The organism is Psychrobacter glaciei (genome assembly GCF_014652895.1).
In the GTDB taxonomy this organism is placed as follows: Bacteria; Pseudomonadota; Gammaproteobacteria; order Pseudomonadales; family Moraxellaceae; genus Psychrobacter; species Psychrobacter glaciei.
In genome coordinates this window covers 218,291-233,332 of record NZ_BMZR01000001.1, presented here as the reverse complement: position 1 = coordinate 233,332, position 15,042 = coordinate 218,291, and the positions used below count along the sequence as shown (strand labels likewise).

Here is a 15,042-nt window from a genome sequence, read left to right as displayed (position 1 = left end):
AGTACGCTTAGTGATGACGAGCACCTAAATCATGATTTGCTAAAGCGACTATCTGGCTTCTGCCACGCGCTCGGACCGATCATACTCTGACCAAGTCGTCGCATTGATGTCTTTTTCATCAAAAACAACAACGTGCTCAAGTATCGGCAAAATCCCAATTTGCGAGCCAATCTCATGATTATGATGACTGGCGACCAAGGATAAAACCGTCTGCCCATCATCGAGTTGCAAACGATACAGATAATTGGCACCGCGAAAGACGCGCCCAATCACCAAAGCGGTCTGCGTACTATCATCATCATGGATTATATCGTCAGGGCGCACGAGCACCTTAATCGGTGTACCATTGGGATAATCGTACTCACAATATTGCGGCTGCCCTGACTCATCATAAACTTCCATGCGACGGTAAATGTCACCTAACGCGGTCTCGACGTGACCTTCTTTGATAATGCCATCTATCATCGCCCCTTCACCAACAAACTCAGCGACAAACGGACTGATTGGCTCATGATATAGCTCGCTTGGTGTCGCCCATTGTACCAATCGACCTTTATCCATCACGCCTACTTTATCTGCCAGCGCAAAAGCCTCATTTTGATCATGAGTCACCAAAATAGCGGTGGTATTGGTACGTTTGAGAATATCACGGACATTCATCGCCAATGACTCACGCAGTACCACATCCAAATTAGAAAACGGCTCATCGAGTAGCAAGAGTTTAGGATTGGGCGCTAACGCTCGTGCCAAAGCAACGCGTTGTTGCTGTCCACCTGAGAGCTCATTGGGCCGTTTGTCAGCATGCTCAGTCAATTCAACGAGGCTTAGCATCTCAGCCACGCGGGCTTTTTTGTCGGCTGCTGACCATTTATTGAGACCAAAAGCGATGTTTTTTGCCACGCTTAAATGCCCGAATAACGCATAGTCTTGGAATACCATGCCCATACCACGTTTGGCTGGCGCGACGGCAAACGAGGTCGTTGGCGTCTGTTCTGTCAAGCGTTGGTTATTCAAGCCAATCGTGCCGCGACGACTTTGCTCCAATCCCGCAATGGCTCGCAATGCCGTGGTCTTGCCACAACCGCTATAACCCAAAAAGCAACCAATCTCGCCTTGCTGTAAGCTTAGCGATAGTCCATTAACGATGATGGTATCGTCATAACCGACGATTAAATCTTGGACGCTAAAGTAAGGATTGGTGGCGATATTTGTCTCAGTATATGTGGCAGAATTACTATCATGATTAGCGGTAATATTATCCTGCATTTGGTAAACTTCATCTGTTGATACTGGTGATTTTTTTACATTATCAGCGTGTACTTTCACTTTAGCCGTCGCCGACTGAGGATTGGCTGGGTCTGTTGAGTCTTTAATCAAGTCAGTATACATAGATGGTACCAGTAAGCGATTAATGAATAAAACCAATAAATAAAACGGTAAAAATTATGGTGCTAATGAAGGCTTAAGCGCGATCAACTCTGTCTTTAACTTCTTAAATAATAAACTGTTTTAAACTTATCCCTGCTTATCACTTTGGCGCAGCAGTATCCAAACGGGAATAAGACCGACCAACACAATCAGCAAACTTGGCAATGCTGCTCTGCCCCACATGCCTTCGCTGGTCATCTCAAACACCCGCACTGCTAGCGTATCCCAGCCTTGTCGCCGTGTCATCAAGGTGATCGGCATCTCTTTCATCACTTCGACAAAACCCATCAATAAGGCCGTTAGCACCCCAGGGCTGAGTACGGGCAACATCACTTGCCGCCAACGCTGATAAGGGCTGTCACTCAGTAATTTAGCAGCCGCTTCCTGATTGACAGTCAGTCGCTGTAACTGCCGATCGACTGGCTGAAAGCTTACGGTCATAAAGCGCGTCGATAAGGCAAGAAGCATCACGATCACACTACCCGACAGCACTTGCTCTGAAGTCACACCGAACGCAATCAGCTGATTGTCTATCCAAGCAATGGGAATAAATATACCAACAGCCAGTACTGTACCCGGTACGACATAGCCTAGATTGGCTAAAGTCGTCATGAGCTTGGTTGATTTATCAGGATATTGGCGCTTGATCCACGCAATGATGATGGCTAAAAAAGCAATGAAAATGGTGGTCATGCTCGCAATCATGAGACTGTTGGTAACAAAATCAATATAACGGGCGTCAAAATCTTGGCGAAAATTCAACGCGGTCCAATAGATCAACTGCAAGAACGGTATTAGGAAAGCCAGCAAAAACACCAGTGTACATAGCAGCGTCATGGCCAGTTTAGCAGACGCACTGGCTTCAAAACGCTGATTGCTGCCTTGGGTAACTATATTACCGCGCTTGGCTTGCCAATACTGCTCAAACAATACCACGATAAATACCACACCGATTAACAAAGCGGCTAATTGTGCGGCAGTCGTTAGACTAAAAAAGCCAAACCAAGCCTTATAAATAGCCGTTGTAAAAGTGTCGACATTGAAGACCGAAACCGCACCAAAGTCCGCAAGTGTTTCCATACTGGCGAGTAACAAGCCGCCAATTATCCACGGTAACGCTTGCGGTAATGCCAAGCGGAAAAACACGCGACTGCGGCTTAAACCAAGCATTTGACCCGCTTCAATCGCCCGCCTGCCTTGTGACAAAAAGGCCTGACGCGCTAGCAAATAAACGTAGGGATAAAATGCCAGTGACAAGACCAAGCCTGCGCCCCAGACATTGCGTACTGACGGAATGGCTGTATCGATGCCTAACTCTCGTAAACCTGTCTGTAGCGGTCCACTAAAATCAACAATACCGACGGTAACAAATGCCAGCACGTAAGCAGGTATCGCCAGCGGTAGCATCAGCGCCCACGAAAAAAAGCGCTGTCCGGGAAAGCGATACATGCTGGTGATCCAAGCAAGTGCGGTGCCGATACTGCCAGAGATAACCGTCACCATCACCAATAAAATCGCGGTATTCTTGAGGACTTGCGGCAGCACATACTCGCGCATGTGCGTCCAGATGTCTGCCACTGGCTGCGTCCATGACAGCAGGACGATGAGAATTGGTACTAGCATAAACAGCGAAATCAGTCCTAAGACTGATTTTGAGAGGATACGTTTGCGAACAGCATGGTCTTGACTAACAGCCAAACTACTATGGTCACTGCCATTGTTATGGTCGTTGGCTGTCTTGTCTTGACGAACAGACGCATTTGGCGTTGTTATCATATAATTATTACCATGTCATACGCATAGAGATCCCGATCTAATTCGCCTATCGCACACCCAAAAACACCATTTTCTCTGCCAAACTTGCTCAGCTTACTGTTCCGCTTACTAAGAGTCATACTGACATTTATCTTATGGCTACTGTCATTTTTTGGGCGTGGTTGGCTTGTGATACTCTATTTATAACCTGCTTTGTCCATCATTTGAATCGCTTGGGTTTGACGCTCACCAAACTTTTGCACGTTGATATCATCTTTTTTGAATTCGCCCCACGATCTGAGCATATCTGACTCATCAACGCCTTCTTTGACTGGATATTCTTTATCAGAGCTGGCATAGAGACCTTGGGCTTTATCCGAAGACAACCATTCCATTAATTTGAGGGCGCCATCAGGATTGTCTGATCCTGTCACCACACCTGCCCCAGAAATATTCACGTGGGTACCAGTAGTGCCTTGGTTTGCCCAAAAGACTTTGACAGGAAAATCAGGCTGCTCATCGAGCAAGCGACCATAGTAGTAGCTGTTAGACAAGCCTACTTCACACTGACCGGCAGCGATAGCCTTTAGCATGCTAGTGTCATCACTAAAGACGTCAGTGGCTAAATTATCTACCCAACCACGAATGACGGCTTCGGTTTTTTCTTCGCCTAAGTTTTCAATCATACTGGCAACCAATGACTGGTTGTATACAGAGTTTGAGGTGCGCAAACAAAGCTTGCCTTTCCATTTTGGATCCGCCAAATCTGCATAAGTGGATAACTGGTCGGCGCTGACTTTACTTGGGTCATACATGATAGTACGGGCACGTAATGACAGACCTGTCCACTGACCTTTTGGATCACGATATTTTGCAGGGACATTGGCTTCTAATACCGTCGATGCCACTGGCTGGAGCAATCCTTGTTCTGTAGCTTGCCACAAATTACCCGCATCTACAGTCAATAGCATATCCGCTGGCGTATTTTGACCTTCCGCTTGCAAGCGTGCCATCAATGGACCACTTTTATCAGTGACCAGTTCAATTTTGACACCTGTTTCTTCTGTATAGCGGTCTAGCAAAGGCTTGATCAGCTGCTCGTTACGTGATGAGTAGATCGTAATCGTTTGTCCTTCAGCACTCGTCGCGCCATCGTTAGCCACTTCTTGCTCGCTACTAGCTGGCGCCGCTTCAGCATCAACGCTTTCTTCTGGCGTAGAGGAATTACTACAACCCGCAAGCCCTAGCATCATGCCAAATACGGCAACAGGTAAAGTGAGCTTGGTAGAAGGTAAATTTGCGCTGAAAGCTTTCAATGACATGGTTTTCCCCATAATGGTGCTACGGATAAGTGAGAGATAAAAAAAACATTACTCATTAAGAGTAATAAGAGCATATTAGTTGAAAACAACATACTAATAGAAATGAGATTAATTATCAATACATTTATTTAACTGCATAAACTGGTGCTTGTTTGGCTAAATCATTGCTTTTAAAATACAATTTCAAAAGCAATGATTTAGCCAAATAGTGTTCGCTCAACACTTTTTTATAACAACCATTGCCCCAAAATCACATTGACTGCCGCTTCAGTACGCAATATGCGTGGACCTATGTGTACCGCCTGACAGCCTTGACTGGCAAGTAGCTCAATCTCATAGTCGATCCAGCCCCCTTCTGCGCCGATACAAACGAGACTGGGCAAGGAGGTGCTATTAGCTGAGTTGGTTTCTACGAGCGATGGCGCAGTTTGCTCTTGCTTTGTTAGCACTTGCTGCTGCACATATTGCGAAAATGACAGATCGCTGTAAGGGTGCGCGACAATAGCGCGGTTGGTGATTAGACTTGCCAGCTCATCCTCGACAAAGGGTTTAAAACGCTTTTGCAAAGTAATGCGCGGGGCAACAGTATCCACTCCTTGTTGTAAGCCTTCTAGTACGAACTCATCGAGGCGACTCAACATCGGACTTTGCCAATAGCTCTTTTGCGTGCGGTAGCTATTGATAAGGATAATATCGCGCACGCCAAGCGCAGTCATATCCATTATCAAGCGGCGCAGCACTTTTGGACGTGGTAATGCCAAGATGACCGTCAGATTTAACTTAGCAGGTGGCACAACTGACAATTGGACATCACCTAGCTGAATACGGTGAGCAGCAACCTCCTCAATCATCGCCGTACCAAGATTGCCACCGAGTTGCCCGATTTTGAGGGTATCTCCCACTGCTGCGGTCAACACATCATTGATATGGTTAATTTGCGATAGATTATTGATTGTCGCAGAATCTTGCGAAAAGTTTTCGGCAGGCAGTAATAGACAGTTCATAGAGTCTCTTGGTTTGAGTGTTGCTCAATCACCTTTTCGATCATGGCAAATTGACGCGTTAATACTGCTTGCTGCTGTACGGTCATCTGCTCGCCAGCTTGCCCTGCCTGTTTGGCTAATAGCGGATGGATAAGCCAAGACTGTAGCTGATCATAAATGAGCGCCGTATCGTTAGCAGCCAATGAGGATTTTTTGCGCGAGGATTTTTGCTTACCCTTTATTTCTGAACTACTGATATCTGAATTGGCGATATTTTCATTATTGGTAGCAATATCCTCTATCGTCGTTGGCTTTATCGTAACTGGATGATAAAACGCATTATTTGGCTGATATAACGCGCCCACACTCGCCAGCTTATCGACCACACTTTGACACGATTGGGTTTGGCGTCCCATTAGCACCGGTGTTGCCACACTCGCTGGCTCAACCGGATTATGTCCGCCCACATCGACCAACGAACCGCCCACCAACGCCACATCGGCTAGCGTATACCATGTCATCAGCTCGCCCATACTATCTGCTAAATAGACTTGCGTGTCCGCATTGATTATTTCTTCGTTACTGCGCCGTGCCATTATCAACGTGCTGTTTTGGATAAGTGTCGCCACTTCATCAAAGCGTTCAGGATGTCTGGGCACGATAATCAACAGCGTGTCTGCCAGCGCTGGGTTGGACAATAGCTGCTCTTGTAATGACAGAGCGATGCTTTCCTCACCGCTATGGGTGCTGGCCGCGACCCAAATAGGACGATCCGCTATTCCCAACTCGACGGCAATACCGCTCTTTTGCTTTTGTATAGTGGCACGCTCATGTTCTTTCTTAGCAGCGTTGCTATCAGTCGCTTGTACATCATCAGTTTTGCTATCAATCGTTTCATTATTAAGCACTGGGCTATTAATGACCCACTTGAGTGAGCCCGCCACCCGAATTTGCGCACTATGAGCGCCCAGCTGACGAAAGCGTTTGGCAGACTCGTTGTCTTGCGCAATAATTAACGTCAGGTTTTTCATCATACTGGCGCTGACAGCAGCGATTTTTTGGTAGCTTGTAAATGAACTGGCTGATAGACGACCATTGACTAAGATGCTCGGAATACGATGCTCGGATAGCTTGGCTAAAATATTTGCCCACAGCTCGGTCTCTACAAATAAAGCCGCAACTGGCTGCACGTGCGCTAAAAACGTTTCGATAACAGCAGGGCTATCCACAGGTACATAGCTATGGCTAAGCCGACCCTGAGCAATGTCATCAGCGAAACGACTGGCACCGCGGGCAAAACCTGTCTGCGTGGTATTGGTCAGCCAAATCTGATAACCATGAGCCAATAGCATGTCTAGCAACGGCGCTACTGTATTGGTCTCACCTAAAGACACCGCGTGGCACCAGATAACGTTATTATTCATCTCAGCTTTATGGTTTATTTCAGCTTTGATATCAGCTGTTGGCGCTGCAGGATAGTGCTTGCCGAAACGCTGCGCCACTTCTTGCTGATAGTTGTCGCGCTCGTGTGAGCGTCGCCAAACCTGTAGGCGATATAGCGGCTTTAGTAAGCCAATGATACATTGATAATAAAAGGGTGGCTGATACACTGCTCGACTGGACAACGCGGTAGATGAAGATGCGGTGGTAGAGGGTTTGGATGGCGTAGGAGAAGATGGCATAGAACAGCCCAGATTAGTAATGGATCAGATAATACCATTCTCAAAAAAACTGATGGTAAAAAACGCGACAATTCTACCTGAATTTGCTGCTTAATAATAAGCTTTTACGCAGTATGAGCTAACAAAAATCGTTTAGACAATAATTAATATTAACACCGCCACTACTAGCACTACCGCCAGTAACAGCTGATAGCGCTTAATACTGTGTTGCTCTTGCTTTTGTGTCGTTATCAACGCTTGCGCTTGCTGCCACTGTGCCACCAAACTGGCCGCTTCCACGTGACCGTTTTGGGCAGCTTGCTCTAACCAATATTTACCGTTATTGATATCTTGCACGACGCCAACCCCTTGGTAGTACATCTTACTGAGTAAGCGCTGCGCTCGGCTGTCGTCTTTGCTGGCGGCTTGCTTAACCCATTCAACACCTGCCTCTATACCAGCATTTTTATCAATCACCAAGCCTTCACCGAGTAGCTCATACATCGCCAAACGCAGCATAGCAGCGGTATTCCCGACATGCGCGGCCTTTTGTAGTTTCAACAACGCTTGCTTTTTTGCCGCCAGATGATTCTCTGAAAAGTTAATTTGCGCACGCGGTTTAGATTGCTTGGCAACATGCTGTTCAAACTGATCCAAGACTTTACGGGCTTGCTGATATTCAGCATTGCCCGCTGTTTGCGGCCGTTCAATCTCATCTAACTCTATGAGTAATTGACTAAAAATCTCTGGGGTTGGTGAGGGTTTGACAGCGGCTGCTGGCTTGGTTTTTACCGAGGGAATGGTCTGTACTACTGGCAGCTCCGCTTTAGATGGTTCAGGCTTTAATTGGTTCTCTTGTTCATTCGATAAGCTTTCATTGGTTAGCCTGTCTGATACGATATACGTAGAAGCCTCTTCATTTAAATCAATTTTATTCAAATCATCTGCTGATGTGGCGGTTGTATTCTGCTTTACTAAAAATGCTGCGCTAGTGCCCACTGTCTGAGAATTAGAGTCTATGCTACTTGAGCCCAAATCCACTTGAGAAGCCATGCGAGCAGCCACATTAGATTTACTGTCTTGAGTGGTAATGGTGGACACGTAATTATTAGCGATTGGCAGTCTGGCATTAACCGCTTGATACAAGCCACTAGCAACTTGACCACCTTGAACCGCGACAAAGGGTAGATCGACATGACCGAACAAGCGCAAGCCTATCGGTTCTAGGGCAAAAAATATTGGTAAGTTGGCACTGTCATTAATATTGGCATTGGCATTAATATTGGCACTATTATTCTCACTATATAACACTGCCATATGCTGATAAAAATCATCGGTGCTCAGTGACCATATTGGATAACGTTTGCGCAGCTCGAATTGACCATACCAATGCGGCGTATTTTGCCATTGCTGTGCCAATACTTGTCCGGCATAAAATGCCAAAAACATCATAAGATTACGATAGCGTTCATCCGTTAACAGCGCATCTTCATCCCAGTTACCCGTTTTAATCAGATCACGGCGTATCTGCGATAGCAAAGTATCTACTCGCTGTAAGCTCGATAGCGACTCATCCAAAGTGCAATCACGTAGCTCAGTTTCGTAGACAATACCGCCTGCGATAGGGCGTCCCGCTAAGAAATCTTGCCAATAGCCTGCGGCGATATAATCCAGTGGTGTTAGAGGCGATGCAGACATAAGACCAGCGTGTCCTTTTACAGTTTAATAGATAATAAATAGGATGACATCGTCATGATGGCGACAGTAAAACAATGTATGGATAAAGACAATGTGTAGATAGTTTACCTTAGCCTAAAATTCAAATAGCTACAATAAACCGCTACAATAAAGGACTAAACAAGCGTACCACATTATCAAACAAACGCTCATAGCCTGCGCGCTGCTGCCATTCTGCTAACGTTAAAAAATGACAGCTCTGTAGATAAGTCTCTTGGCAGTTAGCAATTTGAGCGACCATTTCAGGGGTATAAATCGCCAAACTGACTTCCATATTGAGATAAAAACTGCGCATATCAATATTTACCGTACCAAACAGACAATAATCATCATCGATTACCACAGTTTTAGCATGTAGCAGCCCGCCCTTAAATAAGGCAATGGTGACGCCCGCCTGCAATAACTCTTCATAATACGCTTGTGACGCATGCTGCACTAAAAACGAATCGACCTTTTCGGGAACGATAATCGTCACCTCTATCCCGCGCTTAGCCGCTATCGTCAGCGCACTTGATAGCGCCTCATCAGGTACGAAGTATGGCGTGGTAATACAAATGCGTTTATTGGCGCGATGAATAACCGTCACCAAGGTATTATAAATAACATGCGCTGTTACCTGCGGTGCCGAAGGTATCAACTGCGCGATCACGCCTTCTATTACGGGCATCTGTGGTATGACTATCGACATTGAGCCAGTATGTAGCGGCTCATCAGCATCGATACTATCACCCAAAAATTTTACCCGACTGTTGATGTCATTGATAGTCGGATCCATCACATATAGTTTGCGAGTATAGTTATTGATTCGCTGGTTGAGCTCGTCTAGATTGTTGTTATTTTCAGCGCCGATATCGGTGACCACAACTTTTGCCATCGCCGTCGCTATACTGATGGTACGGTGGCTCACACTACGTATCGCCACATCGATCCATTGTCCGACATTTTTATTTTGTTTAAAAAACTTAGGATCGACCAAGTTAAAGCTGCCGATATAACCAATGTATTCATCAATGACCACCATTTTTCGGTGATTACGCAGATCTGAACGTTTAAATAAGGTCTTGAACAAGCCTACTGGTAACGACTGATGTACAAAGGCACCTGCTTGCTCTAATATTCGATGCTCATTGCTATTAAAAAACCTAAAACTACCAACACTATCAGCCAATATATGGCACTCAACCCCGCGCTGTACGGCAGCGACCAACGCCTCTATCACTTCTACCACCTGCCCCTTCGGATAGATGATATAAAACTCCATCAAGATGATGCTCTTTGCTGACTCAATATCATCGATCAAACGCTTAAAAATAGCACTGGGCGCGGTTAATAGCTGCATCTGATGATCGGGAAACACCCCGAACCCTGTCCAGCGTGTCCCTATTTGGCTGACACCGCGATAGTTATCAGGCAACAAATCTTGCCCTTTATCAAAGACCAAATGCTCCCGCCTTGCCATCTCGTTCATTAGCAGGCTGGCTTGATCCATGCGTTCACGATAGCGACGTCCGATCATTGGCTCACCAAGCAGTATGTAGGCAATTAATCCCACGACAGGCAAGGTATAGAGCACAGCAACCCAAGCGATCGATACACCAATATTGCGCTGTACCGATACAATTCGTAATGTCATGAGTATCATGAGCACGACATGTAATATCAGCCCCAATTCTGCAAAGTCACCCAATGACCATGTCGTAAAGTACTTTTCAATAGCAAAAGTGTCTATGCCTGCCTCCATCAACCAATCAGTCAATTAATACAAATCAAATTATTCAATACCTGCACGTACCACAAAGCATTATCAGTATAGTAGCTTTTGGCGCGCACACAATAGGTAACTATGTACCCACCATATGGGCTGAACCAGTCTTAATGTCGCTGGCGTAAAGGAAAGATAATCATTAATTTATAAAATATATGAAATAACGTTTGACAGGCATACGTAAATCTATATAATACACACCCACAGCAAGGGGACTTAATTAAGTTCTATGTTGTTAGAATTTTTATTAATTTAGAGTGTGACAACTTTAAATGTTGAGACTTCTATAAGATTCCTTTTAAGGAATTTTAACTTGCGAAGCTAGCGCTTCTCAGGGTGATTAGCTCAGTTGGTAGAGCGTCTGCCTTACACGCAGAATGTCGGCGGTTCGAATCCGTCATCACCCACCACTCTTTTAGCAAAGTGGGCTCTATTTATACGAGTAAGATGCTAAAAACGACCTAAGCAGCGGTAGTTCAGTTGGTTAGAATGCCGGCCTGTCACGCCGGAGGTCGCGGGTTCGAGTCCCGTCCGCTGCGCCATATTTAAAACGAATTTAAACTTTCGAGTTTAAGCAAGTTTCGCCTCAAGTATTAGTTTACTTGAGGTTTTTTTGTGTCTGTTAATTTATCTAAATGTTTGATTTATCTGTGGTTTATCTCTTGGGTTTACCACTTGCCTTAGTCAAAAACTCAATCAATAACATGGTTAAATAATATAACCACATAACATAGATTGCTATAAAGTCGTCTGTCTCGGTTGTGGTGGTACAGAATAAGTGCCAACCACATGGGCGACCAAATCACTAGAGCCTTCTGAGTAAAGAGAAACCTCGCCTACGATTAATGTGCGCCCTACTTTCATTAACGTGCACTCGGCGATGATGCGGGCATCTGCTGAAGGTTTACGCAAAAAATTGATGGTTAAGCTCGTTGTCACGGTCAACGGTACAATACCGATTTTCCCCAATATTGCCACATAAATGGCCACATCAGCGACACTCATCAACACCGGCCCAGAGACCGTACCGCCAGGTCGCAGCTCATTAATACCTATCTCGTGCGATAAGGTCGAACCCTTCTCATCTACTGACTCGACCCTACATTTGGTTTGCGGAAACTCCGCCTCTATAAAAGCGACGATTTCTTGTTTGCTTGCAGACATACCTACTCCTTGGTTTTAAGTGTGCTTACTGCCGACGTTTAGCCTTTCTCATTTAGGAGACGCTAATCAAAAACAGTTACCTGATTATCTCCACCATCATTTATAGCATAATTCACATTATAAGCCGTATCTATATTAGGGCCTGTTGCCTTTAAGAACCTCAAAACTTCATCTGCTTCATCTGCTTTAGCTGCTATCTAATAGCACTTTTACTCAAGTATGAGAAGCAAATGATCAAGACCAACGACCAAACACTTACAACCCAATTGACATAAGTGCCAATTAGCGTAATATACACATGTTAATGATTATCATTATTATTTAACTCTTAGTCATCGAACTTTTTATATTCAGTGTTGTTTTAAAAAGCATGCTACCAATAAAAATCAACAAGAAAGCAATGATCTGATTCTAAAGGGCTTTCAAATCATCAAAAGTTGTTTAAATTATAATTATCATACTTTTTGATATACAACCAATCAGTTAAATGAAGGAAAGTATTAATATGGCAAAATCTACTCCAAGAATACTAGATGTGATTGGCAGTAAATACCTCACGCCACATATGTGCCGCGTCACGCTTGGCGGTGCTGGACTAACTGATTTTCCAGTAGACCAAGAAAGTGCTTATATCAAACTCATTTTTCCTCAAGGCGAAGAGAATCGACCACTGATGCGCACGTATACTGTGAGCGTCCAACGTAACGGTGAAATCGATGTCGATTTTGCTTTGCATGAGACAGAAGGCCCTGCTTCAACATGGGCACGCAACGCCCAAGTGGGTGAGCAAATATTGATAGGCGGCCCTGGACCAAAGAAGCTTATCAATAATGAGGCTGATTGGTTTTTATTGATCGGCGACATGACCGCTCTACCTGCCATTACCGTCAATCTTGCTCAGCTACCTGCTGACGCACACGGCTATGCAGTCCTTGAGATTACCACCGAAGCAGATAAGCAACTACTCAAAAAACCCGACAACGTCGACATTCATTGGGTGATAAATGCACATCCAAATGCACAAAGCAGCCCATTACTTGATCGTGTTAAAACGCTTACTTGGTTGACAGGACGACCTGCGGTGTGGGCGGCATGTGAATTCCATAGTATGCGTGCCCTGCGTCACTACTTTAAAGTAGATCGTTCAATACCAAAAACGCATTTATACATATCCAGTTATTGGAAAGTCGATAGCACAGAAGATCAGCATAAAGTTGTAAAGCAAAAGGATGCAGAGAACGTATTATAATTTCGGTGTGCCAGCACGTATAAACGAAACTGACATCGAAACTGACATCAAAAATAAAAAAGTCCGCTTATAGGCGGACTTTTTCGTCAAAAATATGATTAAGAATATCTATGTAACCTTGAACGAACCTCGAATCAATTAACCCTAATGCCATAGTCGGTTCAAGACCGTTCAGGTACAAGGAAAGCAAGTTAAAGCACTACAAATAGTAGACTAAACAAGCCTGCCATCGCACCTGATTTATAGTGGATTGACTATATTAAGCAAGCAGGATATCACCATGCTCATCACGTAAATTATTTTTCATCATTTTCCCTGCGCCGTTGAGCACGATATTATCTACAAAGACGACTTTATCAGGTATTTGCCAACTGGCCACTTTACCTTTATAGAACTCAAGAATCTGCGCTTCATCTACTGCCGAGTCCGCTTCTTTGACGACAATCAATACTGGACGCTCGCCCCATTGCTTATGAGTCGCTGCAATCGCTGCTGCCATCTTAACCTCTGGATGCTCCACAGCGATGTTTTCTAATTCCACAGAAGATATCCACTCACCGCCTGATTTGATCAAATCTTTTGAACGGTCACGGATGTTCATATAACCATCGGCATCAATCGTGGCGATATCACCGGTATCAAACCAGCCATCGGCAGTGATGGCATCTTTATTTTCAGTAAAATAATCATCAATGACCCAATGCCCACGAATCTGTAAGCGCCCTTGTGACTCGCCATCTTCAGCAACTGGCTTGTCTTTTTGCTCCGTATCCATCAGACGTATCTTGACACCGTAAGGAGGGCGACCTTGCGATTTACGCAGCTCATTAATCTCTTCTTTACTGAGCGACTTGTGCTTGGCTTTTATCTGGTTCATCGTACCGAGTGGACTGGTCTCCGTCATGCCCCAACCATGTATTGCATCGCAGTTAAAGTCCTCTCTAAAGGTTTTGATGACTGATGGCGGACATGCTGCACCGCCGACGATCGTACGCGTCATACTGTCAAGCTTACTGCCTCTGTTTTTGGCAGCGGTTAGCAAACTTTGCCAAATAGTTGGCACACCCAAAGCCACAGTCACTTTATAGTCATCAATCACAGACACTAAGCTGTCACCATCAAGATTTGGGCCAGGTAGTATCAAAGAGCAGCCAGTCAGGGCAGCGGCATAAGGCGTGCCCCACGCGTTGACATGGAACATCGGCACTACTGGTAGCAAGACATCTTGGGCAGACAACGAGGACACATCGGGCATACACAAAGCCATCGCATGCAGAACTGAGGAACGATGAGAGTACAAAATGCCTTTGGGATTGCCTGTCGTTCCTGAGGTATAACAGAGTGAGCTTGCAAGCTTTTCATCAAACTGCGGCCAGTCAAAATCAGGGCTATTATCTGCCAGCAACTCATCAAAGAACAGAGCATTCGGTAACTGCTCCAAGACTTTTTCGTCTCTATCACCCAAATAAATAAAGTGCTTAATGCCTTTGATGTGTTCTTTGATAGCGGTAATTAGTGGTAAAAAAGTAATGTCAAAGAACAAAGCTTGATCCTCCGCATCATTAATGATGTAGGCAAGCTGTTCGGGGAATAAACGGGGATTAATAGTATGGCAAATCATACCGCTACCCGAGATTGCGTACCACGCTTCTAGGTGACGGCGATTGTTCCATGCCAAGGTGGCGATGCGCTCTGATGACTTAAGTCCCAGCGCTTGTAGCGCATTTGCTAAACGTTTTGAGTTATTGGAGACGGTCAACCAATCACTCTTGGTCATCTCGCCATTGACTTCTTTTGACAAGATAGCGGTATCACCATGATATTGGGCGGCGTGCTCAATGAGGCTGCTAATGAGCAGCGGCTGATACATCATTTTTCCTAACATCTGAATATCCTTATAGTGATTTTAGTGCTCGTCCGTGGGCATATTTTATATATGGAGCCTCATCAGTATACGTCAGTCTGAACAGTTAGAAAA

The 15,042-nt window shown here is 45.0% G+C and carries 10 protein-coding genes and 2 tRNA genes; 3 read left to right on the top strand and 9 right to left on the bottom strand.

Annotation, left to right across the window (positions count from 1 at the left end):
- Window positions 1–48: 48 nt before the first annotated feature.
- The 7 genes from IE130_RS01050 to IE130_RS01020 all read right to left on the bottom strand — a co-directional run bounded on the left by IE130_RS01050 (window position 49) and on the right by IE130_RS01020 (window position 10,627).
- Entirely contained in the window at window positions 49–1,389 is a 1,341-nt protein-coding gene (locus IE130_RS01050) for an ABC transporter ATP-binding protein (protein WP_189580434.1), read from the bottom strand.
- Between the two features lie 126 nt (window positions 1,390–1,515).
- A complete protein-coding gene (locus IE130_RS01045; protein WP_189580431.1) occupies window positions 1,516–3,204 on the bottom strand; it encodes an ABC transporter permease in 1,689 nt (562 codons plus the stop codon).
- A gap of 176 nt (window positions 3,205–3,380) precedes the next feature.
- Window positions 3,381–4,505 carry an extracellular solute-binding protein gene (locus IE130_RS01040; RefSeq protein ID WP_189580428.1) on the bottom strand — a complete coding sequence of 375 codons (1,125 nt, stop codon included), beginning with the start codon at window positions 4,503–4,505 and terminating at the stop codon, window positions 3,381–3,383.
- Window positions 4,506–4,732: 227 nt separating this feature from the next.
- Window positions 4,733–5,509 (bottom strand): 16S rRNA (uracil(1498)-N(3))-methyltransferase, encoded by a 777-nt coding sequence (locus tag IE130_RS01035; protein ID WP_189580425.1) that lies wholly within the window; start codon window positions 5,507–5,509, stop codon window positions 4,733–4,735.
- Entirely contained in the window at window positions 5,506–7,170 is a 1,665-nt protein-coding gene (locus IE130_RS01030; RefSeq protein ID WP_189580422.1) for a 3-deoxy-D-manno-octulosonic acid transferase, read from the bottom strand. Before IE130_RS01030 ends, IE130_RS01035 begins: the two co-directional genes overlap by 4 nt.
- 132 nt (window positions 7,171–7,302) lie before the next feature.
- Complete coding sequence (locus IE130_RS01025) at window positions 7,303–8,847, bottom strand: tetratricopeptide repeat protein (protein WP_189580419.1); 1,545 nt, start codon at window positions 8,845–8,847, stop codon at window positions 7,303–7,305.
- Between the two features lie 142 nt (window positions 8,848–8,989).
- Window positions 8,990–10,627 carry a cardiolipin synthase gene (locus IE130_RS01020; RefSeq protein WP_189582444.1) on the bottom strand — a complete coding sequence of 546 codons (1,638 nt, stop codon included), beginning with the start codon at window positions 10,625–10,627 and terminating at the stop codon, window positions 8,990–8,992.
- Between the two features lie 358 nt (window positions 10,628–10,985).
- Between IE130_RS01020 and IE130_RS01015 the strand changes: the two genes are divergently transcribed.
- Together IE130_RS01015 and IE130_RS01010 are read left to right on the top strand one after the other, a co-directional pair.
- A tRNA-Val gene (locus IE130_RS01015) sits at window positions 10,986–11,061 on the top strand.
- Between the two features lie 55 nt (window positions 11,062–11,116).
- A tRNA-Asp gene (locus IE130_RS01010) sits at window positions 11,117–11,193 on the top strand.
- A 196-nt stretch (window positions 11,194–11,389) separates the two neighbouring features.
- Here IE130_RS01010 and IE130_RS01005 read toward each other — a convergent pair.
- On the bottom strand, window positions 11,390–11,815 hold the full coding sequence (locus IE130_RS01005; protein WP_189580385.1) for a PaaI family thioesterase: 426 nt from the start codon (window positions 11,813–11,815) through the stop codon (window positions 11,390–11,392).
- Between the two features lie 505 nt (window positions 11,816–12,320).
- On the opposite strand from IE130_RS01005, the gene IE130_RS01000 reads away from it, so the two are divergent.
- Window positions 12,321–13,064, top strand: a complete 744-nt coding sequence (locus tag IE130_RS01000; RefSeq protein WP_189580382.1) for a siderophore-interacting protein — start codon at window positions 12,321–12,323, stop codon at window positions 13,062–13,064.
- Window positions 13,065–13,323: 259 nt separating this feature from the next.
- Here the strand turns inward: IE130_RS01000 and IE130_RS00995 are convergent, their stop codons facing one another.
- The gene (locus tag IE130_RS00995; RefSeq protein ID WP_189580378.1) at window positions 13,324–14,949 is read right to left on the bottom strand and encodes a long-chain-fatty-acid--CoA ligase; all 1,626 of its coding nucleotides are present in this window, start codon (window positions 14,947–14,949) and stop codon (window positions 13,324–13,326) included.
- Window positions 14,950–15,042 lie beyond the last annotated feature (93 nt).

Excerpts from the sequence above, each read along its gene's own strand:
- IE130_RS01050 (WP_189580434.1), bottom strand. The coding sequence starts at position 1,389 with ATGTATACTGACTTGATTAAAGACTCAACAGACCCAGCCAATCCTCAG.
- IE130_RS01045 (WP_189580431.1), bottom strand. The coding sequence starts at position 3,204 with ATGATAACAACGCCAAATGCGTCTGTTCGTCAAGACAAGACAGCCAAC.
- IE130_RS01040 (WP_189580428.1), bottom strand. The coding sequence starts at position 4,505 with ATGTCATTGAAAGCTTTCAGCGCAAATTTACCTTCTACCAAGCTCACT.
- IE130_RS01035 (WP_189580425.1), bottom strand. The coding sequence starts at position 5,509 with ATGAACTGTCTATTACTGCCTGCCGAAAACTTTTCGCAAGATTCTGCG.
- IE130_RS01030 (WP_189580422.1), bottom strand. The coding sequence starts at position 7,170 with ATGCCATCTTCTCCTACGCCATCCAAACCCTCTACCACCGCATCTTCA.
- IE130_RS01025 (WP_189580419.1), bottom strand. The coding sequence starts at position 8,847 with ATGTCTGCATCGCCTCTAACACCACTGGATTATATCGCCGCAGGCTAT.
- IE130_RS01020 (WP_189582444.1), bottom strand. The coding sequence starts at position 10,627 with ATGGAGGCAGGCATAGACACTTTTGCTATTGAAAAGTACTTTACGACA.
- IE130_RS01005 (WP_189580385.1), bottom strand. The coding sequence starts at position 11,815 with ATGTCTGCAAGCAAACAAGAAATCGTCGCTTTTATAGAGGCGGAGTTT.
- IE130_RS01000 (WP_189580382.1), top strand. The coding sequence starts at position 12,321 with ATGGCAAAATCTACTCCAAGAATACTAGATGTGATTGGCAGTAAATAC.
- IE130_RS00995 (WP_189580378.1), bottom strand. The coding sequence starts at position 14,949 with ATGTTAGGAAAAATGATGTATCAGCCGCTGCTCATTAGCAGCCTCATT.